This is a genomic window from Paracoccus alkanivorans (assembly GCF_003697785.1).
GTDB lineage: Bacteria > Pseudomonadota > Alphaproteobacteria > Rhodobacterales > Rhodobacteraceae > Paracoccus > Paracoccus alkanivorans.
Window position 1 is genome coordinate 658620 of sequence record NZ_QOKZ01000002.1, and the last position, 20775, is coordinate 679394.

General features: G+C 63.0%; 22 protein-coding genes and 1 tRNA gene. 11 read left to right on the plus strand and 12 right to left on the minus strand.

Going from position 1 to position 20775, the window contains the following annotated elements; genetic code table 11:
- Window positions 1-4: 4 nt before the first annotated feature.
- From rodA to C9E81_RS07855, 6 genes are all read right to left on the minus strand, one after another.
- Window positions 5-1144, minus strand: a complete 1140-nt coding sequence (rodA, locus tag C9E81_RS07830) for a rod shape-determining protein RodA (protein ID WP_122111721.1) — start codon at window positions 1142-1144, stop codon at window positions 5-7.
- Window positions 1145-1153: 9 nt separating this feature from the next.
- The gene (mrdA, locus tag C9E81_RS07835; protein WP_122111722.1) at window positions 1154-3103 is read right to left on the minus strand and encodes a penicillin-binding protein 2; all 1950 of its coding nucleotides are present in this window, start codon (window positions 3101-3103) and stop codon (window positions 1154-1156) included.
- Window positions 3100-3627, minus strand: coding sequence for a rod shape-determining protein MreD (locus C9E81_RS07840; RefSeq protein WP_243698551.1), 528 nt, complete (start codon window positions 3625-3627; stop codon window positions 3100-3102). Before C9E81_RS07840 ends, mrdA begins: the two co-directional genes overlap by 4 nt.
- An 8-nt stretch (window positions 3628-3635) precedes the next feature.
- A complete protein-coding gene (mreC, locus tag C9E81_RS07845) occupies window positions 3636-4580 on the minus strand; it encodes a rod shape-determining protein MreC (protein WP_122111724.1) in 945 nt (314 codons plus the stop codon).
- Between the two features lie 23 nt (window positions 4581-4603).
- Entirely contained in the window at window positions 4604-5638 is a 1035-nt protein-coding gene (locus tag C9E81_RS07850; protein WP_122111725.1) for a rod shape-determining protein, read from the minus strand.
- Window positions 5639-5943: 305 nt separating this feature from the next.
- A complete protein-coding gene (locus C9E81_RS07855; protein ID WP_122111726.1) occupies window positions 5944-7506 on the minus strand; it encodes a 2-isopropylmalate synthase in 1563 nt (520 codons plus the stop codon).
- Between the two features lie 422 nt (window positions 7507-7928).
- On the opposite strand from C9E81_RS07855, the gene C9E81_RS07865 reads away from it, so the two are divergent.
- Together C9E81_RS07865 and C9E81_RS07870 are read left to right on the plus strand one after the other, a co-directional pair.
- The gene (locus C9E81_RS07865; protein ID WP_122111865.1) at window positions 7929-8363 is read left to right on the plus strand and encodes a universal stress protein; all 435 of its coding nucleotides are present in this window, start codon (window positions 7929-7931) and stop codon (window positions 8361-8363) included.
- A gap of 34 nt (window positions 8364-8397) precedes the next feature.
- Window positions 8398-9936, plus strand: coding sequence for an alanine/glycine:cation symporter family protein (locus C9E81_RS07870; protein ID WP_122111728.1), 1539 nt, complete (start codon window positions 8398-8400; stop codon window positions 9934-9936).
- An 81-nt stretch (window positions 9937-10017) separates the two neighbouring features.
- On the opposite strand, the gene C9E81_RS07875 is transcribed toward C9E81_RS07870, so the two are convergent.
- The 4 genes from C9E81_RS07875 to C9E81_RS07890 form a co-directional block, all read right to left on the minus strand.
- On the minus strand, window positions 10018-11487 hold the full coding sequence (locus C9E81_RS07875) for an ABC transporter substrate-binding protein (protein ID WP_122111729.1): 1470 nt from the start codon (window positions 11485-11487) through the stop codon (window positions 10018-10020).
- Between the two features lie 169 nt (window positions 11488-11656).
- Window positions 11657-12349, minus strand: coding sequence for a CDP-alcohol phosphatidyltransferase family protein (locus C9E81_RS07880; protein ID WP_122111730.1), 693 nt, complete (start codon window positions 12347-12349; stop codon window positions 11657-11659).
- A 48-nt stretch (window positions 12350-12397) separates the two neighbouring features.
- Window positions 12398-13135, minus strand: coding sequence for an SseB family protein (locus C9E81_RS07885; RefSeq protein ID WP_122111866.1), 738 nt, complete (start codon window positions 13133-13135; stop codon window positions 12398-12400).
- 69 nt (window positions 13136-13204) lie between these two features.
- Window positions 13205-13654: an outer membrane protein assembly factor BamE gene (locus tag C9E81_RS07890; RefSeq protein ID WP_122111731.1), complete on the minus strand. Its 450-nt coding sequence runs from the start codon at window positions 13652-13654 to the stop codon at window positions 13205-13207.
- A gap of 160 nt (window positions 13655-13814) precedes the next feature.
- On the opposite strand from C9E81_RS07890, the gene C9E81_RS07895 reads away from it, so the two are divergent.
- The 4 genes from C9E81_RS07895 (at window position 13815) to C9E81_RS07910 (ending at window position 16894) form a co-directional block, all read left to right on the plus strand.
- Window positions 13815-14345, plus strand: a complete 531-nt coding sequence (locus C9E81_RS07895; RefSeq protein WP_122111732.1) for a YceD family protein — start codon at window positions 13815-13817, stop codon at window positions 14343-14345.
- Between the two features lie 239 nt (window positions 14346-14584).
- On the plus strand, window positions 14585-14791 hold the full coding sequence (rpmF, locus tag C9E81_RS07900; protein WP_106690150.1) for a 50S ribosomal protein L32: 207 nt from the start codon (window positions 14585-14587) through the stop codon (window positions 14789-14791).
- Between the two features lie 22 nt (window positions 14792-14813).
- On the plus strand, window positions 14814-15923 hold the full coding sequence (gene plsX / locus C9E81_RS07905) for a phosphate acyltransferase PlsX (RefSeq protein WP_122111733.1): 1110 nt from the start codon (window positions 14814-14816) through the stop codon (window positions 15921-15923).
- Window positions 15920-16894 carry a beta-ketoacyl-ACP synthase III gene (locus C9E81_RS07910; protein WP_122111734.1) on the plus strand — a complete coding sequence of 325 codons (975 nt, stop codon included), beginning with the start codon at window positions 15920-15922 and terminating at the stop codon, window positions 16892-16894. The genes plsX and C9E81_RS07910 overlap by 4 nt, the downstream gene beginning before the upstream one ends.
- Window positions 16895-16968: 74 nt before the next feature.
- On the opposite strand, the gene C9E81_RS07915 is transcribed toward C9E81_RS07910, so the two are convergent.
- Window positions 16969-17244 carry a DksA/TraR family C4-type zinc finger protein gene (locus C9E81_RS07915; protein WP_122111735.1) on the minus strand — a complete coding sequence of 92 codons (276 nt, stop codon included), beginning with the start codon at window positions 17242-17244 and terminating at the stop codon, window positions 16969-16971.
- 189 nt (window positions 17245-17433) lie between these two features.
- On the opposite strand from C9E81_RS07915, the gene C9E81_RS07920 reads away from it, so the two are divergent.
- From C9E81_RS07920 to C9E81_RS07940, 5 genes are all read left to right on the plus strand, one after another.
- Window positions 17434-17619: a hypothetical protein gene (locus tag C9E81_RS07920; protein WP_147457571.1), complete on the plus strand. Its 186-nt coding sequence runs from the start codon at window positions 17434-17436 to the stop codon at window positions 17617-17619.
- Between the two features lie 355 nt (window positions 17620-17974).
- Window positions 17975-18277 (plus strand): integration host factor subunit alpha, encoded by a 303-nt coding sequence (gene ihfA / locus C9E81_RS07925; protein WP_122111737.1) that lies wholly within the window; start codon window positions 17975-17977, stop codon window positions 18275-18277.
- Between the two features lie 16 nt (window positions 18278-18293).
- On the plus strand, window positions 18294-18911 hold the full coding sequence (locus tag C9E81_RS07930) for a MerR family transcriptional regulator (RefSeq protein ID WP_122111738.1): 618 nt from the start codon (window positions 18294-18296) through the stop codon (window positions 18909-18911).
- Window positions 18912-19001: 90 nt separating this feature from the next.
- Window positions 19002-19079 (plus strand) — tRNA-Pro (locus C9E81_RS07935).
- Between the two features lie 69 nt (window positions 19080-19148).
- Window positions 19149-20216: a 2'-deoxycytidine 5'-triphosphate deaminase gene (locus C9E81_RS07940; RefSeq protein WP_122111739.1), complete on the plus strand. Its 1068-nt coding sequence runs from the start codon at window positions 19149-19151 to the stop codon at window positions 20214-20216.
- A 76-nt stretch (window positions 20217-20292) separates the two neighbouring features.
- Here C9E81_RS07940 and C9E81_RS07945 read toward each other — a convergent pair whose 3' ends face one another.
- On the minus strand, window positions 20293-20766 hold the full coding sequence (locus tag C9E81_RS07945; RefSeq protein ID WP_122111740.1) for a GNAT family N-acetyltransferase: 474 nt from the start codon (window positions 20764-20766) through the stop codon (window positions 20293-20295).
- Window positions 20767-20775: the final 9 nt, after the last annotated feature.

A 20775-nucleotide genomic window follows, 5' to 3' on the forward strand; every position in this document is an offset into this window, starting at 1 on the left:
CGGATCACCTCGGTTTATGGACATGTGCGGACTGGACCATGCCAAAGCCCAGCATCAGGATCATCATAGCGGTCCCGCCATAGCTGACCAGAGGCAGGGGCGAGCCGACCACCGGCAGCATGCCCATGACCATGCCCATGTTAATCGCGAAATAGACGAAGAAGGTGCCGCCGATCCCGATGGTCAGCAGCGAACCGAAACGGTCGCGATTGCCGAGTGCCGAGAACAGGCAAAAGCCGATGATCAGCGTATAAAGCACCAGAAGCGAACCGGCCCCGACAAATCCGAACTCCTCGGCAAGCACCGTAAAGATGAAATCGGTGTGTTTCTCGGGCAGGAAGTTCAGGCGCGATTGCGTGCCCTGCATGAAGCCCCTGCCCGACCAGCCGCCAGAGCCAAGGGCGATCTGCGCCTGCGTGATGTTGTAGCCCGCCCCGAGAGGATCGACCGAAGGATCCAGAAAGGTGTCGATCCGGCGATACTGGTAATCCTTGAGCAACTGCCATTCGGTGTCGCGACTCTCAAGAACCGTCGTGACAAGTGCCACGGCCAACAGGATCACGGCGGCGAAATACCACAGCGATACTCCGGCCGCGAACATCACGATCGCCCCCCCGGTGATCAGCATGATCGATGTTCCGAGGTCGGGCTGCATCAGCACCAGACCGGTCGGCGTCAGGATCAGGATCACCGGGACCAGCACCCATAGCGGATGCGAAGTCTTCTTGACATCAAGCCAGTCGTAATAGGCCGCAAGAACCAGAACCAGGGCGACTTTCATCAATTCCGACGGCTGGAGTTGAACCGGGCCGATATCGATCCAGCGCTGCGCGCCCATCCCGATGTCACCGATCAGCTCGACCGCGATCAGCAGCAGCAGGCACAGGACATAACCGAACACCGACACGCCGCGCCAGAACCACATCGGCACGAAAGCCAGGGCGATCATCGCGACAAGCCCCACAACATAGCGGTACATCTGCGGCTTGGCCCAGATGTCGGTATCCCCCCCCGCCACCGAATAGAGCATCACGAAACCATAGCAGGCCACGGCGGAAAGCAGGAAGACAAGCGGCCAGTTCAGATACAGGATCTTGCGCCAACCTGCGGGAGTCTGGGCAACCTGATAGTCGAGATAGGCCATCCTGTCCCCTCAGGCCTGCGACGACCGGCCGGATTTGGGCGGCTCGGGCGTATAAAGCTTCATCATCTTGTGCCGGGCCTCCATCTCGGCCCTTTGCGCCTCGGGAACGGAATCGAGCGGTGGCAATCCCCCCGCCAGCGCGTAAAGCAGGATGTCGCGGGCGATCGGGGCCGCAACCGTCGAGCCGCCGCCGCCATGCTCGACCACCACCGAGACCGCGAAACGGGGTTGCTCATACGGCGCAAAGCAGACGAACAACGCGTGATCGCGCCTTTCCCATGGCAGCTGTTCATTCGAAACCACGCCACGGGCGCGCTCGGCCGCGGTGATATTGCGCACCTGGCTGGTGCCGGTCTTGCCGGCCATGCGCCATTCCTCGGCAATGATCCGCGAACTGCGTGCCGTGCCGCGCGCGGAATTCATCACCGCGTCCATTCCCGCCCGGACCTGCTGCAAGTTCCGGGGATCGAAGCCCAGATCGGGGAATTCCTCACTCAGTTGCGGCACACCGTCGATGGCACGCACCAATCGCGGCGAGATCAGCCTGCCCGAGGCGACCCGCGCGGTCATCACCGCGAGTTGCATCGGCGAGGCCAGGACGAAGCCCTGCCCGATCGAGGCGTTCAGGCTGTCGCCGATCTGCCATTCCTGATCGTATCTTTCGCGTTTCCAGGCGCGGTCGGGCGCGATGCCTTGGGCGATGGCCGACATCGGCAGGTCGTGCCTCACGCCAATGCCCAGCTTGCGCGCCATCTCGGCGATGCGGTCAATGCCGACACGCTGCGCCAGTTCGTAATAGTAGACGTCGCAACTTTGTTCGAGGCTCTGGATCGCGTCCATCTGGCCATGCCCGCCACGCCGCCAGCAGTGGAAACGCCGCCCCCCCACCTCGACATATCCGGGGCAGTAGAAACTGGAGCCACCATTGATGACACCCGCTTCGAGCCCTGCCATCAGCGTGACCAGCTTGAAGGTCGAGCCGGGCGGGTAGACCCCCTGAACCGTCTTGTCGGCGAGAGGCCGGTGGTTATGCTCCATCAGCGAGCGGTAATCGGGGCCGGAAATACCGCGCACGAACTTGTTCGGATCGAAGCTGGGCGTGGAGCAGGAGCACAGCACCTCGCCGGTCTGGACATCGAGGACCACCGCGGCCGCACTTTCCGTTCCCATTCGCTGCGCCGCGTAATTCTGTAGCCCCGCATCGATGGTCAGTTGCACCGTGGCGCCCTGCTGGCCCTCTTTCCGGCTGAGTTCGCGCATCTCGCGCCCGGCGCTGTTGACCTCGACCCGGCGCTCTCCCGCCGTGCCGCGCAGTTCCGTCTCCATCTTGGCCTCGACACCGACCTTGCCAAGCTGGAACTCGGGCAGCATCAGCACCGGATCTGGATTCTCGATCTTTGACAGGTCGTAATCCGAAACCGGTCCTACATAGCCAAGCACATGCGCCAAATCATGGGATCGCGGATAGACGCGCGACAGGCCGGATTCCGGCGTCACCCCGGGCAAGGCGGGCGCATTGACCGCGATAGAACTGAACTGCTCCCAGCTCAGGCGATCCGCGAGCACGATGGGGGTAATCGCGGATCGCCGGGAAAACTCGTCCAGCAATTCCGCCATCCGCGCATCATTGATCGGGATCAGTCGCGACAGGTGGCGCAGAACCGCTTCGACATCTCCGCCCGCCTCTTCGCGGGTCAGGGTGACACGGTAATTCTGTTCATTACCCGCAATGACGGCTCCCGTGCGGTCATGGATCAGCCCCCGGGCGGGCGGCAGCAAGCGAATCTTGATGGAGTTGCCGTCCGACAACATCCGGTATTCGTCGGCATGTTCAAGCTGCATGGTTCGCAGCCGCAATCCCAGGGCCATGGCTATGCCAAGCTGGACACCGCCAAGCATCAGACCCCGCCGCCCCAGCATGCGGCTGCTTTCCATGACTTCGCGCGGCGATTTCTTCATCGGCTGTATCTCATCATCTCGGCCTCTGCCGGGCTGATCCTGCGCAACCCGATCAGCCAGCGCGCGGCAAGGACGACCAGCGGATAAAAGCCCACGGTCGAGATATATTGCAGGAGCACGTTCCCGAATGCAGGCACAGGCAACAGGAATAGAAACTGCACCATCCGATAGCCCAGCATCATGACGCCCATGAGGATCGAGACCCGCAGCCATTCAATCATAAACGGCTGATCGCGCCAACGGTTCTCGCGCGAGCGGGCGAATTCGCTGCCGATCAGGACGATGGCAGCCCAGAGACCCGGCGGCCGCAACAGCAGGACATCCTCCAGCAGGAACAACCCGGCGATCATCGGGGCGGCAAGCTGATCCGGGCGGCGCAAGAGCCATACGAACAGCAGGCAAAGCGCCAGATCCGGGCCGGGCCGGCCAATATGGCCGGTCCAGAGCGGCAAAAGCCGCGCAAACAGGATCAGTGCCTGGCAGAGAATGAAAAGACCCGCACCGAGAAGGACCTGTCTTCGCACATTCTCGATCACTGCGATGACCCGCTCAAAAGGGCCTCGGCGCCCCGATCGGCTTCGAAAAACTCCTCGGGCAGCGGCGGGCCTATCAGGTCATGCTCCTCCGCCTCCGGCACAATCAGCGCCCCGGCATCGGTCAACTGCTCCTCGGGATGAGCGCGCAGCACGCGCAGGAATTCCAGCCGCCCGTAATCGGCCGCCAATCGCAGCCTTGTCCGGCCATCCGCACCCTCGGCAACATGCCCGACCAGAAGCCCGGACGGAAAGACGCCACCATCTCCGGAGGTGACGACACGATCCCCGGCGCGCACATTGTCCGGGGTCTCGATGAACTCAAGCAGGGGATAGGCGCTGTTATCTCCGGTCAACAGAGCACGTATGCCCGAAGGCTGGATGGTGACCGGCACCCGCGAGGAAGGATCGGTCAGCAGCACGACACGGCTGGTGCGCTGGCCGACGCCAGAAATCCGCCCCACCAGACCCAGGCCATCCATTGTCGCCCAGCCATCGACGATGCCATCGCGGGCACCGACATTGAGCAGGACCGACTGACGGAAGGCCGTGCCCGAATCCACCATGACCACGCCGGTCACGCTGGTCAGCGCAGGGTCGATGCGAACATCGTTCAGCGCCGAAAGCTTGGAGTTTTCCTCCTGCAGCCTGACGGCCGCCTCCTTCCATTCGGCGGCCTTCCGCAACTCCCGGCGAAGCTCCTGATTTTGTTCATAGAGCCTTGCATAAGACTGAAAGCCCGCGATCATCTCGCTGATCTGCGTGACCGGGGCCATCGCCCATTCGAAACTGGGCACAACCCGGTCGATCACCGCCGTACGCATCTTTTCGGCGCGCGGGCTGTCGATTCGCCAGAACAGGAACAGCCCGGCCAATGCAATCGCCAGCAGCGCGATGAGGACGCGGCGGATCGGCGTGGCGAAATCTGGTCCCTTGCGCGCCATTCAGCGCCTCCGCGCGGTTGGTCTCAGCTTTCGTAATCTATCACATGACGGAGCTGTTTTTCATATTCCAATGCCTTGCCCGTTCCCAGGGCAACGCAGTTCATCGGCTGATCGGCAAGGCTGATCGACAGGCCGGTCTGCTCGCGCAGCGCCAGGTCCAACTCGCCCAGCATGGCGCCGCCACCGGTCAGAATCACGCCGCGATCGACGATATCGGCGGCCAGATCCGGAGGCGTCGCCTCCAGCGCGACCATCACCGCCTCGCAGATCGCCTGCATCGGTTCTGTCAGCGCCTCGGCGATCATCGCCTGAGAGATTTCGATCTCCTTGGGAATGCCGTTCAACAAATCGCGACCACGCACCATCAGCGTCGCCCCGCGCCCGTCATCGGGCATTCGCGCGGTGCCGATAGAGGTCTTGATCCGCTCGGCGGTCGAATCACCGATCAGCAGGTTCTGGTTGCGGCGCAGGTAATTGATGATCGCCTCGTCCATCCGGTCGCCGCCGATCCGGACCGAGCGCGCATAGACCACATCGCCCAGGGACAGCACCGCGACCTCGGTTGTGCCGCCGCCGATATCGACGACCATGCTGCCGGTGGGCTCGGTGATCGGCATGCCCGCGCCGATGGCCGCGGCAATCGGCTCCGCGATCAGCCCGGCCTTGCGGGCGCCCGCCGACAGGACCGATTGCCGGATGGCGCGTTTCTCGACCGGGGTTGCCCCATGCGGCACGCAGACGATGATCTTGGGCTTGGAGAAGGTGGTACGCTTGAACACTTTCTTGATGAAATGCTTGATCATCTGCTCGGCGCTGTCGAAATCGGCGATGACGCCCTCGCGCATCGGCCGGATCGCCTCGATACTGCCGGGCGTGCGGCCCAGCATCAGTTTCGCGTCCTCGCCCACGGCCAGCACCTGCCGCTTGCCGTCCTTGACGTGATAGGCGACGACCGAGGGCTCGTTCAGAATGATCCCCTTGCCCTTGACATAGATCAGCGTATTCGCCGTCCCAAGGTCGATTGCGATATCGGTCGAAAACAATCCCCCGAATGCCATGCACGTATCCCTTTCGCGCCGGTTGGTCCCGGCCTGCCCCGTTTTCCGTCCCTTTCCCGTGTGCTTTTGCGGAATCGCGCCACGGGAAAAGACGTCGCCCCATATAGAAGGCTAACACCGTTGACGAAAGCCCCTGTCGAGAGGCTCCGCGTATACCGGCTGGCAGGACTGCACGAAAGCCGGATATGCGCCCGTCACGGCGCAATCAGCATGAAAAGGGCTAACAAACCGTTAAGCAAGGCGATGGAATCGCATTTTCGAAGGAACGGAGCCCGGACCAGCCGGGCCCCACCGATGATATCCGGTCAATGCGAATACATGCTGATCTGTTTCGCGTCGCTGTCCTTGCCGGTCTTTTCGCGCCGCACGATCAGCCGGTTCAACGCCCCGACATAGGCCTTGACCGAGGCCAGGATCGTGTCGGTATCGGATGACTGGCCGGTGACGATGCGGCCATCCTCCTCCATCCGGACGCTGACCGTGGCCTGGGCATCCGTGCCCTCGGTCACCGCGTGGACCTGATAGAGCTGCAGTTCCGCGTCATGCGGGAAAATCTTCTTCACCGCATTGAAGCAGGCATCCACGGGGCCGTCGCCGGTGGAATGCACGGATTTCTCCTCGCCCCCCACGATCATGGTCAGGTCTGCGGATTGTCCGTCGCTGCCGCAGATCACCCGCAGATGCTTGACCTGCAGGTAATCGTCGCCGGTATTGGCGGCGGCATCCTGCACCAGCGCGACGATATCATCGTCATAGACTTCTTTCTTTCGATCGGCCAAGGCCTTGAAACGCACGAAGATATCCTTGAGCTGGTTGTCCCCGACCTCGTAGCCCAGATCGGCCAGCTTGGCGCGCAGGGCGGCGCGGCCGGAATGCTTGCCCATGGCGATGTTGTTCTCGTTCAGCCCGATATCGGCGGGCTTCATGATCTCGAATGTCTCGACATTCTTCAGCACACCGTCCTGGTGGATGCCGGATTCATGCAGGAAGGCGTTCTTGCCGACGATGGCCTTGTTGAACTGCACCGGGAAACCCGAGACCTGGGCCACCCGGCGCGACAGCCCCATGATCCTGGTGGTGTCGATGCCAGTGCTGAAGGGCATGATGTCGTTGCGCACCCGCATCGCCATGACCACTTCTTCCAGCGCGGTGTTGCCCGCCCGCTCGCCCAGCCCGTTGATCGTGCACTCGATCTGCCGCGCGCCGGCCTCCACCGCAGCCAGCGAATTCGCCGTCGCCATGCCCAGGTCGTTATGGCAGTGGGTCGCGAAAATCACCTCGTCGGCGCCCGGCACCCGTTCCAGCAGCATGCGGATCAGTTCGGCGCTTTCGCGCGGCGCGGTATAGCCCACCGTATCGGGAATATTGATCGTGCTCGCCCCGCATTTGATGGCGATCTCGACCACCCGGCACAGGTAGTCATGCTCGGTCCTTGTCGCATCCATCGGCGACCATTGCACATTGTCGCACAGGTTGCGGGCATGGGTCACGGTCTGCTCGATCCGTTCGGCCATCTGGTCCATATCCAGGTTGGGGATCGCGCGATGCAGCGGCGAGGTGCCGATGAAGGTGTGGATGCGTGGCTGCTTCGCGTGCCTGATCGCCTCCCAGCAGCGGTCGATATCCGGGATCTGGGCGCGGGCGAGGCCGCAGATCACGCTGTTTCTCGATTGTTTGGCGATCTCGCTCACAGCGGCGAAATCGCCCTCGGAGGCGATGGGGAAGCCTGCCTCGATGATATCCACATTCATCTCGTCCAGCATCTGGGCGATTTCCAGCTTTTCGGCATGGCTCATCGTGGCACCCGGCGATTGCTCGCCATCGCGCAGGGTGGTGTCAAAGATGTATACGCGGTTCTGGTCAGTCATCTGGTCGTCTTTCTTACACTCATGTGAGGGGTTTGTGCGCGCGCCCCGGGCACTGACCTGACTGAGCGGCGGCCCGGGAAGACCCGCTCAGCGCAGCGTAAGAAGAAGCAGACCACGGAGATTCACGGCCAGAAGCGCGCCAAAGGGCGCGGTAGTGGCGGTGGCGATATGTCGCATCCGAGTCATGTGGCGGAATATGCCGCCCATGATCCGGCTTGAAAAGGGAAAAATCGTATCCGTTGCGCCGATCCTTTCACCGGATGCCCGGCACACCGGACGAAACCCGCCTTTTTTCCTGACCGGACAAGGCCATGACTGCGCAACATTACGCATGCGTCATATTTTTTGCTGGCCCCATGCCTCCCTGCACGCCTATCCTCGATCCATCAATAATAATGATAAACATCATCAAGGAGGAAGAAATGTCCCGGAAAATCGTCGTCGGTTTCGACGGCAGCGAAGCATCGCATCGTGCGCTGGACTTCGCGACTACCCGCGCCAAGGCGCAGGGTGACAGCATTGTCATCGCCCATGTGCTGGAGTGGTCTCCCTACAGCTTCCTGACCCCGAACGAGTTGGAGGAACGGCACAAGCGCCGGCAGGAGGAATTGACCCGGGCGGAAACGGCGATTCTCGCCCCGGTAACGGCCAAGGTCGAGGCGGCGGGCGTGCCTGTCTCGACGGTGCTGAAATACGGCCATATCGCCGAAACGCTGGTCCAGATCGCCAAGGACGAGGATGCCGCGCTGATCATGATCGGGCGGATGGGGCATTCGGGCCTGTCATCGCGCATCTTTGGTTCCGTCGCGGGCACATTGGCGCAAGTCGCGCCGGTACCGGTAACCATTGTCCCCTGAACGCCAAGGAGTATTCATCATGACTTTTCGTGCAATGCATATGCTCGCCGCCGCATTCGGGATGACCTTGCTCGGCGCGGCCCCGGCCCTGGCGCAGGGAATCGACGCGGTATTCGACCAGTATTTCGGCTATGCGACAGGCTGGTTCGTCAATATAATATTCTACACATTCAATATCTTCGGCTATGATTTCCCGTGGATCGTCGGCTGGCTGGTGGCCGGGGCGATGGTATTCACCATCTATTTCGGTTTTGTGCAGTTCAAGATGGTTCCGCATGCCATCGCATTGGTGAAAGGGGATTATTCCGATCCGAATGACGCAGGCGAGGTCAGCCATTTCCAGGCGCTCGCCACAGCGCTGTCGGGCACGGTCGGTCTTGGCAATATCGCCGGCGTGGCAGTCGCCGTGGGCGTCGGCGGACCCGGCGCGACATTCTGGATGATTCTCGCCGGTTTGCTCGGCATGGCATCGAAATTCACCGAATGCACGCTCGGCGTGAAATATCGCAACGAATACGATGACGGCACCGTATCGGGCGGACCGATGTATTACATGACCAAGGGCTTTGCCGAGCGCGGTTTGCCCGGCGGCAAGTTCCTTGGCGTCATGTTCGCGATCTTCTGCATCCTCGGCTCCTGGGGCGGCGGGAACATGTTTCAGTCGAACCAGGCCCATGCGCAGCTTTCCAATGTCATCGGGGATTATCCGGGCTGGATCACCGGCGTGATCTTCGCCGGTATCGTCTTTCTGGTCATCATTGGTGGCCTGAAATCCATCGCCAGCGTGACCGAGAAAGTCGTGCCTTTCATGGGCATCCTTTACGTCGGGACGGCGCTCATCATCATCCTGATGAATTTCAACATGATCGGAACCGCCTTCGGCCAGATCATCTCTGGCGCCTTCACCGAAAGCGGGATCGTCGGTGGAGCCATCGGCGCACTGATCCAGGGCTTCCGCCGCGCCGCCTTCTCGAACGAGGCCGGTGTCGGCTCGGCCGCCATCGCCCATTCGGCGGTGCGCACCAAGGAACCGATCACCGAGGGGTTCGTATCTCTGCTGGAGCCATTCATCGATACGGTTGTCATCTGCACCATGACCGCACTGGTCATCGTCATCACCGGGCAACTGGTCACCGATCCCGCAACCGGCATGTTCGTGCTGGACGAGGCCGGCGAGGCGATCAAGACGCTGGACGGCAGCAGCGGGGTGGCACTGACATCCGCCGCCTTCAGCAGCACCTTCAGCTGGTTCCGCTATGTGCTGGTTGTCGCGGTGGTGCTGTTTGCCTTCTCGACGATGATCTCCTGGAGCTATTACGGCCTGAAAGCCTGGACCTACCTGTTCGGCGAGGGACAGACCAAGGAGATCATCTACAAGCTGCTGTTCTGCTTCTTCGTCTTTCTCGGCGCAACGATCCAGCTTGGCTCGGTCCTCGACTTCTCGGATGCGGCAATCTTCGCGATGGCGGTCGTGAACATCATCGCACTGTATTTCCTGATGCCGATCGTCAAGGTGGAGTTGTCAAGCTACGTGTCGCGGCTGCGTTCGGGCGAGATCAGAAAATTCGCCTGACCCTTGAGGCATGAAACAGGAACCGGCGGGCATTGCGATATGCCCGCCGGTTTTCATTGGCCCGCCATCCGCCGGGCGGGATTATTCCACCCAACGCACCCCGGTCAGGTCATTGGCCTGGGTCGGGGCATTCTCCCACAACCCTTCGATCCTGGCATTCGCCACACCGGTCCGCGCAAGCTGGAACAGAAACGCGTTGACATAATCATCCGCGATCATCTCTTGCGCCTTGACATAAAGCGCGCTGCGCTGTTCCGGATCGGTCGCCGCCTGCAACTCGTCCATCAGCGCGACGAATTCCGGCTTGGCATAGTGGAAATAGTAATCCGGCCGGGCATAGATATCGATATCCAGGGGCTCGGTATGGCTGATCACGGTCAGGTCGAAATCGCCGCCCTTGAAGACGCTTTCCAGCCATTGCGCCCATTCCATATTGGTGATCTCGGTTTCGATCCCCACCTCGCGCAGCTGCGCCGCCACGATCTCTCCCCCGCGCCGCGCATAGGGCGTCGGCGGCAGGGCGAGGCGCAACTTGACCTGTCCTGCCCCTGCCTCTTCCAGCAAGGCCCCCGCAGCCTCGGGATCATGGGCGGATTTCGCGGTCTGATCGGCGTAATCGGGATGATGCGGCGCGAAATGGCTGCCGATCGGGGTGCCATAGCCGAACATCGCCCCGTCGATGATGTCCTGCCGGTTGATCGCATGGGCGATGGCCTGCCTGACCTTAATATCGTCCAGCGGAGGCTGGGCATTGTTCATTGCCAGGATCGTCTCGCCCTCGGTGGTGCCGACGATCACCTTGAAGCGCGGATCGGCCTCCAGCTGCGGCAGGGTCTCGGGTGCGGGGAAATTCGGGAAAGCGTCGATATCACCCGCCATCATCGCCGCGAAAGCCGCGGTCGGATCGCCGATAAAGCGGAATGTGGCCCGTTGCAGCGCCGGTTTCTCGCCCCAATAGCCGTCAAAGGCCGACAGTTCGACCCGGTCGCCCTGCGCCCATTCGTCGAATTTGAACGGACCGGTGCCAATCGGCCTGGTGGCCAGATCGGCGACGCTGGCCTCATCGACCATCACCGCGTCGCCCCATGCCATCTTGAAGGGGAAGTTCCCGTCCGGCGCGGTCAGCGTGACCCGGACGGTCAGCGGGTCCACCGCCTCGACGCTCTCGATTCCCTCGAACAGCACCTTCTGCGCATTGGTGGAATCCTCGGCCCGCGCCCGGTCGAGCGTGAAGACCACGTCCTCGGCGGTGAACTCCGCCCCGTCATGGAATATCACGCCCTCCCGCAGGTGAAAGACGTAGATCCGGCCATCCTCTTCCACCTCCCAGCTTGAAGCCAGCGCGGGCAGGATACCGCCATCGGGGCCGAAACGCGTCAGCCCCTCGAAGACATTGGCGTAGACCACCTCGTCGATCGCGGCGGCGGCCCCGCCGGTCGGGTCGAGATTGGGCGGCTCCAGCACCATCCCCAGGGTGATCGAATCCTGCGCGGCGGCCCCGCCGGCCATCAGTGCCAGCGCCGCGACGGATGATTTCAGCAAATCAAGCATATGCCCCCCGATCCTTGCCTTTGCCGGATCATCGGACGGATCGGGCGTGCAGGCAAGCTGTTTGGGGCTGTGCCGGGCCTGCGTCCTGCGACAGCCGGGGGGTTTCGCATCCCCGGCCCCCGGCGGGATATTTGCGTGAAGAAGAAACGGGAGGCCCGTCCTCGGTGCCTTACCTGCGTTCGGGCAGCAATTGCTGCAGCAAGCCGGCCAGCAAGAGCCAGACCGAGGTCAGGACGAGCCCCCAGATGGCCCAGCTTGACGGGTGGAAATCGACCCATGCGGCGCGGGCCGCGAAGATCACCCACAGGACCGCCACCGGCAGCGAAATCGCCCGCCATCTTTCGGTGCGGACCGGATGGATGAACTTGATATTGGTGAACATGGCGACGGTCAGCAGCACGACTATGACCAGGATTGTCAGCCAATGCGGTTTGACCGCGAAGAGAACCAGCACCACCATGTTCCAGCAGCCCGGAAACCCGGCAAAGGAATTGTCGTTCGTTTTCATTCGCGTATCGGCGAAATATACGACGCTGCCATAAGTGATCACGATAATCGCGAACCAGCCGGTCCAGCCCGAGAGCAGCCCCGATTGGAACAGTGCGAAGGCCGGGATGAACACATAGGTCAGGTAATCGATGATCAGGTCCATCAGCACACCGTCATAGGTGGGCCAGTTCGTCTTGACCTCATATCTGCGGGCCAGGGGGCCATCGACACCATCCACGGCGAAAGCGACGACCAGCCAGAGGAACATCAGCGACCATTCCTCTTTCGCCGCCGCCAGCATCGCCAGCATGGACAGGACCGCGCCGGTCGCGGTGAGAAGATGAACGGACAGGGCCTTGTGACGCAAATGCATTCGCCTTTTTTGTCAGTTCGATGACGCGGGCGCAACTGCGCAGATAATTCAGCGCAGGCGTGGCGGGGTCTTGGGACGCTCCGGGCGCGGTGGCTCGGCCGGTGTCAGGTCGAAGCGAAGGGCGCCGGGCGGCGGAGCGGCATCGGAAAAGCTGATATCCACGCCCCCCGGCTGCGGCGGCAGGAAGGCAAGCGCCTCGGCCAGCGCCTTGGCGATGGCGGGCTGATGCCCGGCCTCGGCCCCGGCGATCAGCAGCAGATGCGCCGAAGGGCCGTCCTCGCCCCGGATACCAGCCAGCGCCGCGCCGCCGATCAAACCGTGCATATCGGCCAGCCGGGTGGCCAGCGGCTCGGCAAGCGACTCGACCGTGGCGGGGGCCGGAGCAGTCAGGCGCAGCCGCATCTCGGCGGTGTCCGGTGCGACGGCCAGCACTTCGGTCAGCCAATCGAGCATCCCGGCGTCCAGCAGCATTTCGGAGGGATGGCCGGGATTGACCAGCAAGCCCGCCCCTTCGCCACGCAGCAATCCGGCCAGGACCCGTCCCGGCATCGCGGCATAGGCGACCGGCGCACCAAAGAAATCTGCCAACCGGTCCTCGCCATCGCAGGCCAGCGCGACCGGCCCGCTTTCGAGCGGAAAGATTCGCAGCTCGATCCGGTCCCCGGCAGGCTCGCCCTCAAGCGCGACGGAAAGTTCCGTATCGGCCAGTCGCGACAGCATTCGCGACCGCTGCGCCGAATCGGCATCGTGGAAAGGCGTGGCTGCAAGATCGTCAAGCGCGGTCATGATCCCGACTCCCGCCGGCTTGCCCTTTGCCCTGAACATCAGGACAGGGGCAGGCCCGCCGCAACAAGCTCAGTCGATGAAATCGCCGGCCTGGATATTGCCCAGATTGCCAAGGATCTGCCCGATCAGCGAGATCTCTGTCACGCCGGTATCGGTGACACGGCGCGACAGGGTGACCACCCGTCCGCGCTCCAGCCCGAACCGTTCGACATTTCTGACAACCCCTTGCGAATCAAAGGAGATCGCGACGACTTCTCGATTTACCTCTTGCGGCTTTCTGATACCGTAATGACGCCAGCGCGAGCCCACGTAATACCATCCCGAACCCGTCAGCAGCCCCTGTGCCGAGGGGCGTCCGATCAGCGCCGGAAGCTGGTCCATCGTGGTCTCTCCTACCACGACCTGGGCCAGATCGATATCAGGCGGCACGAAGCCGTGATTGCGATAGACCGGAGAACAGGCTGCAAGCCCGAGAATGGTCACCAGGACCAGGATCAGCATCTGCCGAATTGCGGCCATGAAAATGTTATCCCTCTGCTCGGACGGTTGACGCGGCCCGACCGGCTTAGCAAACTCGCACCCGGCGCTCAAGAATATCCATCGGCGGTCGGGGGTTGCGCTACCCGGTCCTGCGGCAAAAAAGCCGATCCAACCCGCCGACCGACGCCAGAGGCCCGACATGACCGCCCCCGATTCTCATCCGCAACGCCTGCGAGTGGCGCATCTGAACCCGCGTGCACCTACTCCCTTTACATTACGCCCCGATGAAAAGACACGCGCCGCTATCGCCGAAGAACTGGGGTTGCAGGGCCTGCCGGAACTGGAGTTGCGGGGCGAATTGCGGGCCGAGGGCGGCGATGCGTGGCTCCTGCAGGGAAGGTTGACCGCCCGCGTGGTGCAATCCTGCGTGATTACGCTGAAACCGGTAAAGACCGATCTGGCCGAAGAGATACATCGCCATTATTCCCCGCATATCCGCCCTCCCGAAGGCGAAGAAATCGAGATGCCCGACGAAACGCTGGAGCCTCTGGGCCAGTTCATCGACCTGACGGCGGTCATGATCGAGGAACTGACCCTGGCCCTGCCCCAGTATCCCCGTGCCGAGGACGCAGAACTGCCGGGAATCGCCGAAGAGGAAACCGAGGCGGACACCCGCAAGCCCTTCGCCGGCCTGGACAAGCTGCTGAAGGGGGAAGGGAATCAGGGCTGACCGCCCTGCCCCGGCCGTGGCCTTTGCCGGTCGCCTGGCGGAATCATCTTGCGCAAGACCGTATTTGGGGCCACGATCCGTGTTCCGAGTGGTGGATAGGGCACATTTCCGGCCACGGCACTGTTGCAAGGGCTTGCGGGCGCGACCGTCATGGCGTATCTGCGCGGTTCATTTGCGAATTCAAAACACATGGTGCGCTTGCCGCAAAGGCGCCGCACCCAGCTAACCGAGGTTGTGACATGGCTGTCCCTCAGAACCGCGTAACCCGTTCCAAGCGCAACATGCGTCGCGCGCATGATGCTCTGGTCGCCGGGAACCCCAACGAATGCCCGAATTGCGGCGAATTGAAGCGCCCGCATCACGTATGCCCGTCCTGCGGCCACTATGCCGACCGCGAAGTTGTCGCGCAGGCGAACGAAATCGATCTCGACGACGACGCGGCCTGATCGGGGCCGGCTTCGCCACCTGATGACCACCGATCCGACCAGTCCGGCATCGCGCGCCCCTGAAGACGGGGGCAGCGTGGTGATTTCGGTTGACGCGATGGGAGGCGACCGCGGTCCCTCGGTCGTGGTGGCGGGTATGGCTGAAAGCGCCAGGAAAAACCCCGAGATCCGGTTCGTGGTGCATGGCGACGAAGCCCAGCTTCGCCGCCTGATCGAGCGCCGCAAGGAATTGTCCGGGCGCTGCGACATTCGCCACATGGCGGGCGTGATCACGATGGAGGACAAGCCCAGCCAGATCGTCCGCAAGGGCAATGGCACCTCGATGTGGTCCGCCATCGAATCGGTCAAGACCGGCGAGGCGGGGGCAGCGGTGTCCTGCGGCAATACCGGCGCGCTCATGGCCCTGTCGATGCTGCGGCTGCGCAAGCTGCCCGGCGTGAACCGCCCCGCCATCGCCTGCCTGTGGCCATCCAAGAACCCCGGCGGCTTCAACATCATGCTGGATGTGGGCGCGGATATCCGGGCCGATGCGCCGGATCTGCTGCAATATGCGCTGATGGGCGCCTCTTACGCACGCAACGGCATGGATATCGCCGAGCCGCGGGTCGGGTTGCTGAATGTGGGCACCGAAGAGCACAAGGGGCGGGCCGAGTTGAAGCAGGCCAATGAACTGATCACGGCAGCCGCCGAGACCGGGAATTTCCAATATGTCGGTTTTGTCGAAGGCGGCGATCTGCCCTCTTCGCGTGTCGATGTCATCGTGACCGACGGTTTCACCGGGAATATCGCCCTGAAGACCGGCGAGGGCACCGCCAAGCTGGTTGGCGAGTTCCTGCGGGAAGCCTTTGCCAACTCGATCATGTCGAAATTCGCCGCCCTGCTGGCCATGACCTCGCTCAAGCGCCTTCAGAAGCGGATCGATCCGCGCCGCGTGAATGGCGGGATTTTCCTGGGCCTCAACGGGACGGTCGTCAAATCGCATGGATCGGCCGACGCCACCGGCGTGTCGGCGGCGATCAAACTGGCCTTTCAACTGACCAAATCCGGCTTTCAGGACCGCTTGGCCGCCCGCGTTGCTCAAAGCGCCGCCACGCTGCCCTCTGGCACAGAAACAGGAGGGATCGCATCGTGATTCGTCGCGCTGTCATTACCGGAACGGGGCATTACCTGCCCGAACGCGTGGTCGAGAACAGTTGGTTCGAGGACAAGCTGGACACTTCGGACGAGTGGATCAGGACACGCACCGGCATCGAACGGCGGCATTTCGCGGCCGAGGGCGAGACCACCAGCGACCTGGGCATCCGTGCCGCCCGCGCCGCGCTGGACAAGGCCGGGCTGCAGCCGGACGATCTGGACGGCATCGTCCTGGCGACATCGACCCCCGATTTCACCTTTCCCGCAGCCGCGACGATGGTGCAGGCAGGGCTGGGAATGACCCGGGGCTTTGCCTTTGACGTTCAGGCCGTCTGCGCGGGCTTCGTCTTTGCGATGGCGAATGCCGATGCGATGATCCGCTCCGGACAGGTGGACCGCGTTCTGGTGATCGGTGCCGAAACCTTCTCGCGCATCATGGACTGGACCGACCGGACGACATGCGTGCTGTTCGGCGACGGGGCCGGCGCCGTGATCCTTGAAGCGCAGGAGGGCAAGGGAGACAACAGCGATCGAGGCATCCTGGCCTGCGATCTTCATAGCGACGGCAAGTATCGCGATTTGCTTTACGTCGACGGCGGCGTTTCGACCACCGGCACGGCCGGGCAATTGCGGATGCAGGGCAACCTGGTCTTCCGCCATGCCGTCGAGAAGCTGGCCAAGACCGCCCATGCGGCATTGGACAAGGCCGGGCTCACCCCCGGCGAGGTCGATTGGCTGGTACCGCATCAGGCGAATCTGCGCATCATCTCGGCCACGGCGCAAAAGATGGGCCTGCCGATGGAGAAAGTCGTCCTCACGGTCGCCGATCATGGCAATACCTCGGCAGCCTCGATTCCGCTGGCGCTGTCGGTGGCGGATGGTGAAGGCCGCTTCAAGCCGGGCGATGTTCTTGTGACCGAAGCCATCGGCGGCGGGCTGAGCTGGGGTTCGGCGGTTCTGCGCTGGTAACTGTTTGGGGCTCTGCCCCCGCCCCCGAAAGGGCTCCCCCCGGGACATTTTGATGAAGAAGAAGGCGCAAGCCGTTATTTCAACAGGGAGTCCTTGCTGGCACGGCGATTGATGCCGCCAGTGGGACGGCGGGCCTTGTCCCGACCGGACTGGCAGGTGACGCAGAGCTGCACGCCGGGAATCGCTTCGCGGCGGGCCTGCGGGATCGGCTCGTCGCATTCGGCACAGAACTCGGCGGAGGCGACATCCTGGGGCCGGGCGGCGCGCGCTTTCGCGCGGGCGATGGCCTCGGCCGTGCTGATTTCGATCTGTTCGTTCACCGCGTCGTCGCGGGCCCATCCTCCGGCCATATCGCTCTCCTTTCATTCCCTTTAAGATAGGTCAGCACAGCAGCCGTTTCAAATCCATGATCCGCTCCCTTCCGGGCATGATGCCGGGGCTGCTGCATGCGATCCATGTCGCGGTCATCGCTCGGGCAAGGCCGGACTGGGCCCGCTATTACCCGGAAGCAACAGATCAGCCGTGGCGACATGCGGCGGATGCGGTTCATCGTGACCGGCGCTATGGTCCTTACATCGGTGTTCAAACTCACCGGCGCGCTGCGGGCCAGCCGGGACATGATTCGCGGGCTGGCAAGCGGTCGCGGCGATGCCGATCGCAACGCCATCGACTATGTGGACCGGATCCAGCAGCGGGGCGGGCCGACCTGTATAACGGGTTCATAGCAAGGTCGGCATGGTTTACCCGCCCTATGGTGTGACCAATAACGAATCGGGTTTTCGCACGATGGACAGGCCGGTGAGGAGCATTGGCGACCGAAGGAGGCCAAGCCTTCGTCTGCAGTGTCTATGCCAGCCAGATCTCCTATCTGCGGGATTACGCGACCTGGCGCGACACCTCGGCCCCGTTTCAACCTCGGCCGCACGCAGCCGAGCCCCGATCTGGCCAGGATTTAGGAATGTGCGCAGTAATTCGCGCAAAACTGCGGCCCAAGTCACGGGCAGAGAACGATTTCTCCGCCCTTTGCATTGACAGGTTCGGCAAACCGAACCATCCTGCCGTCACAAAAGAGGGAAGATCATGGGCGACAAAACGCTGACCCGGATGGATCTGGCCGAAGCGGTTTTTCGGGATGTCGGATTGTCCCGGCACGAATCCGCGCAGCTGGTCGAAGCGGTGCTGGACCATATTTCCGACGCACTTGTGCGCGGCGAACAGGTCAAGATTTCATCCTTTGGCACATTCAGCATCCGCGACAAGAACGAGCGGATCGGCCGGAATCCGAAGACGGGCGAGGAGGTGCCTATCACACCGCGCCGGGTCCTGTCCTTTCGGCCATCGCATCTGATGAAAGATCGTGTTGCCGCCGGCAACAAGCGCTGAGGGTCGCAGCTGACGGATGGAAAAACGGGCGGATGCATTTCGGTCCATTGGCGAGGTCGCCAAGATGGTCGGGGTTGCCCCGCATGTGCTGCGCTATTGGGAAACGCAATTCCCGCAGCTCAAACCGATGAAGCGCCCCGATGGCCGGCGATATTACCGGCCCGATGACGTGCAGCTTGTGGCCGGGCTTTGCGAGGTGCTGCGCGAAGAGGGGCTGACGATCCGCGGTGCAAAAAAGCTCATGGCTCGCGACCGTGGCGAAAGCATTCGCGACCGTGGCGCAGCCCGTCTCAACGGTGCGGCACTGGATTCCGCGACGGAAGAGGCAATCCCCGCTGTGACCGGCACCTCAATGCAATCCGCGCTGTCCCAACCGGTTCAGTCTGCCACAGAGGAGCCTCGGGAAATGTCCAGCCAGCCCTCAAGGCCCCGCTCACGCAAACGTCCTGCCGGGGACATCACGCAATCGCTGCCACTGTTTCCCGATCTCGCCGCATCTTCCGCCGAGGGGGATGGCATCTGGTTGTCCCGCCTGGTCGGCACCGCTGCCCGTCTGCGCCGGGCGGACCGCCTGACCGTTGCCGCCTATCGGCAATGCAAGCAGCTTCGCGATGCCATCTCCCGGCATTACTGACACCATTCGGCCCCCTCGACGCGAATTGGTGCAGATTTCCCTCTCAGGGCCCTTGTGCAGCCCTCTTTCTTCGCTCTATATGGCCCGCGTCGGGCCGTGGCGCAGCCTGGTTAGCGCGTCCGTCTGGGGGGCGGAAGGCCGCGAGTTCGAATCTCGCCGGCCCGACCATTCCGAAACCGCCCATCCCTTCATCGGGATGGGCGTTTCCATATCCACCGCAGATTTTCGGGGAGAGTCATGAACGGTGTTCTGCCTGACAGCGAAATCCGCCACCTGATCGAAGCGGGCGTGATCGCGGCCGAGCCCCGGATCACCCCCGAGCAGATCCAACCCGCCAGCCTGGATCTGCGCCTTGGCAATACCGCCTACCGCCTGCGCGCCAGCTTTCTGGCGGGCAAGGGCAGGCGCATCGCCGACCGGCTGGAGGATCTGCGGATGCACCAGATGGACCTGACGGAGGGCGCGGTGCTCGAACGTGGCTGCGTCTATCTTGTCCCGCTGATGGAGCGGCTGCGGCTGCCCGAAGGTCTGACGGCAGTGGCGAATGCGAAATCATCGACCGGCCGGCTGGACCTGCTGACCCGGCTGGTGACCGATGACGGCACCGAGTTCGACCGCCTGCCCGAAGGCTATGACGGCCCGCTCTATGCCGAGATCTGCCCGCGCTCCTTCTCGGTCCTCGTCCGTCCCGGCATGCGCCTGAACCAGCTTCGGCTGCGGCGCGGTCAGGCAATACTGAGCGACACCGAATTGCACGCCCTGAACACCCGCGAACCGTTGATGGGCGGCGAGGCGCTGATCGATCAGGGGCTTGGCTTCTCGGTCGATCTGCGGCCCGAAAGCGGCGATCTGGTGGGCTATCGCGCCCGTCCGCATAGTGGCGTGATCGATCTGGACCGGATCGGCGAATATCCCGCGGCCGAGTTCTGGGACGAATTGCGCACTTCGGATGGCCGGTTGATTCTCGACCCCGGTGCCTTCTATATCCTGGTCAGCCGCGAATCGGTGGCAATCCCCGCCGATTACGCAGCCGAGATGGCGCCATACCTGGCGATGGTAGGCGAATTCCGCGTCCATTACGCGGGCTTCTTCGATCCCGGCTTCGGCATCGGCAGCAGCGGCGCAGGCGCCCGTGGCGTGCTGGAGGTCCGCTGCCACGAGGCGCCCTTCGTGCTGGAACATGGTCAGGTCGTGGGCCGGCTCGTCTATGAGCGCATGGCCGCACGGCCCCGGCAGCTTTACGGGTCGGGGATCAGCTCGAATTACCAGGGACAGGGCCTGAAACTCGCCAAGCAGTTTCGCTGACACCTCGGCCCATTCACGGCTCCGGTCGCCTCCCGTTCCTTGTCCGGCTCCGGAATCGCTGGCAGGTTCCGCGCGATCAGATCGGTTTCCGCATGACTGCAACCATCCCCGACCACGGCCACCCAAAGCGGCCACGCGTTTCCTCGACGAAACCGAGGCTTCGATAGAAGGCCATCGCGTCACGGTTCCGCAGACGCACCTCGGCCCGCAGCCCATCCCGGCGGCGGCGGCGCGCCTCGGCCTCGGCCGCAAAAATCAGGGCGCGGCCGCAGCCCCGGCGGGGATGACGCACGACAATGCCGTCAAGAACCAGATCCGCGGTCGGTGGCGCGGGCCGGAACAACAGCCGTGCCAATGGCGGCGATGCGGCAAGGAAACCGCCCCGATGGTCGCGAAGCCCGACGATCCCCTCGATCACCTCCCCACGCATCGCGGCGATCGCGTTCTCGGCACAGGGACGCCCTGCCCTGCCCGGGCTTCCGAAGGCGCTGCGCCATAGCTGGATGGCTTGCGGCAGGGCGGCATCGGGAACCGGGGCGCAAATCTTCATCGGGTGCTT

Excerpts from the sequence above, each read along its gene's own strand:
- rodA (WP_122111721.1), bottom strand. The coding sequence starts at position 1,144 with ATGGCCTATCTCGACTATCAGGTTGCCCAGACTCCCGCAGGTTGGCGC.
- mrdA (WP_122111722.1), bottom strand. The coding sequence starts at position 3,103 with ATGAAGAAATCGCCGCGCGAAGTCATGGAAAGCAGCCGCATGCTGGGG.
- mreC (WP_122111724.1), bottom strand. The coding sequence starts at position 4,580 with ATGGCGCGCAAGGGACCAGATTTCGCCACGCCGATCCGCCGCGTCCTC.
- C9E81_RS07850 (WP_122111725.1), bottom strand. The coding sequence starts at position 5,638 with ATGGCATTCGGGGGATTGTTTTCGACCGATATCGCAATCGACCTTGGG.
- C9E81_RS07855 (WP_122111726.1), bottom strand. The coding sequence starts at position 7,506 with ATGACTGACCAGAACCGCGTATACATCTTTGACACCACCCTGCGCGAT.
- C9E81_RS07865 (WP_122111865.1), top strand. The coding sequence starts at position 7,929 with ATGTCCCGGAAAATCGTCGTCGGTTTCGACGGCAGCGAAGCATCGCAT.
- C9E81_RS07870 (WP_122111728.1), top strand. The coding sequence starts at position 8,398 with ATGCATATGCTCGCCGCCGCATTCGGGATGACCTTGCTCGGCGCGGCC.
- C9E81_RS07875 (WP_122111729.1), bottom strand. The coding sequence starts at position 11,487 with ATGCTTGATTTGCTGAAATCATCCGTCGCGGCGCTGGCACTGATGGCC.
- C9E81_RS07880 (WP_122111730.1), bottom strand. The coding sequence starts at position 12,349 with ATGCATTTGCGTCACAAGGCCCTGTCCGTTCATCTTCTCACCGCGACC.
- C9E81_RS07885 (WP_122111866.1), bottom strand. The coding sequence starts at position 13,135 with ATGACCGCGCTTGACGATCTTGCAGCCACGCCTTTCCACGATGCCGAT.
- C9E81_RS07890 (WP_122111731.1), bottom strand. The coding sequence starts at position 13,654 with ATGGCCGCAATTCGGCAGATGCTGATCCTGGTCCTGGTGACCATTCTC.
- C9E81_RS07895 (WP_122111732.1), top strand. The coding sequence starts at position 13,815 with ATGACCGCCCCCGATTCTCATCCGCAACGCCTGCGAGTGGCGCATCTG.
- rpmF (WP_106690150.1), top strand. The coding sequence starts at position 14,585 with ATGGCTGTCCCTCAGAACCGCGTAACCCGTTCCAAGCGCAACATGCGT.
- plsX (WP_122111733.1), top strand. The coding sequence starts at position 14,814 with ATGACCACCGATCCGACCAGTCCGGCATCGCGCGCCCCTGAAGACGGG.
- C9E81_RS07915 (WP_122111735.1), bottom strand. The coding sequence starts at position 17,244 with ATGGCCGGAGGATGGGCCCGCGACGACGCGGTGAACGAACAGATCGAA.
- C9E81_RS07920 (WP_147457571.1), top strand. The coding sequence starts at position 17,434 with ATGCGGTTCATCGTGACCGGCGCTATGGTCCTTACATCGGTGTTCAAA.
- ihfA (WP_122111737.1), top strand. The coding sequence starts at position 17,975 with ATGGGCGACAAAACGCTGACCCGGATGGATCTGGCCGAAGCGGTTTTT.
- C9E81_RS07930 (WP_122111738.1), top strand. The coding sequence starts at position 18,294 with ATGGAAAAACGGGCGGATGCATTTCGGTCCATTGGCGAGGTCGCCAAG.
- C9E81_RS07940 (WP_122111739.1), top strand. The coding sequence starts at position 19,149 with ATGAACGGTGTTCTGCCTGACAGCGAAATCCGCCACCTGATCGAAGCG.
- C9E81_RS07945 (WP_122111740.1), bottom strand. The coding sequence starts at position 20,766 with ATGAAGATTTGCGCCCCGGTTCCCGATGCCGCCCTGCCGCAAGCCATC.